The organism is Actinomadura sp. KC06 (genome assembly GCF_004348735.1).
Classification (GTDB): domain Bacteria; phylum Actinomycetota; class Actinomycetes; order Streptosporangiales; family Streptosporangiaceae; genus Spirillospora.
Map to the genome: position 1 here is coordinate 1 of NZ_SMKT01000413.1, position 673 is coordinate 673.

The window sequence follows — 673 nt, forward strand, 5'->3', positions numbered from 1 at the left end:
TCGCCATCGTCCCCGCCCTCGGCGTCGCCTTCACCTGGACCAGCAACTCCCTCGAAGGCGGAACCGCCGTCATGGGACTCGCCGTCGCCGCCGCCTTCACCGCCTGGGGCCTGCACACCCGCCGCACCCTCGGCCGCGTCCTCATCCCCGCCTTCGCGCCCGCCATCGTCATGCTCATCGGCTACGGCATCTGGCACGAGGGCTTCCCCCAGCCCTCCGACATCGGCTGGGTCTGACCCGCCCACAGCCCTCCGTCCGCCGCCGCCCCTTCCGCTGCCGCCCTTCCGCCGTCGTCCCGTCCGCACCGGCGACCCGTCCGCCAGCCGCCACCCGGCATGCCGCCACCAGCCGTGGCCGTGCACGCCCACGGCCGCGCCGCGCTGCCCGCCGCGCCCGCCAGCAGCCGCGGGCTATCCGCCGCGGCGGCCCTCCAGCGGCCCCAGCAGCGGATGGACCCGCATCGCCGCCTCCAGCTCACCCGGAAGCTCATCCCGGTACCGCCCCAGCGTCGACAGATCCGCATGCCCCAGCACCCGCCGCACCGCGTCCATGTCCGTCGCCGCCGCCAGCAGATGCGTCGCCGTCGTATGCCGCAGCCCATGCGGCGTCACGCTCCGCCGCCGCCCCGGCTCCACCCGCGCCAGCACCCGGTCGATCACCCCCTGCACATCGC

2 protein-coding genes are annotated in these 673 nt (G+C 76.1%); one reads left to right on the forward strand and one right to left on the reverse strand.

The window, feature by feature from the left end; translation table 11 throughout:
• Nucleotides 1–236 (forward strand): hypothetical protein (locus E1287_RS44530; protein WP_207934833.1); only part of this gene is annotated, 236 nt, incomplete at its 5' end.
• 174 nt (nt 237–410) lie between these two features.
• Here E1287_RS44530 and E1287_RS43405 read toward each other — a convergent pair.
• The coding region (locus E1287_RS43405; protein WP_165969487.1) for a tyrosine-type recombinase/integrase at nt 411–673 on the reverse strand (263 nt) is incomplete at its 5' end.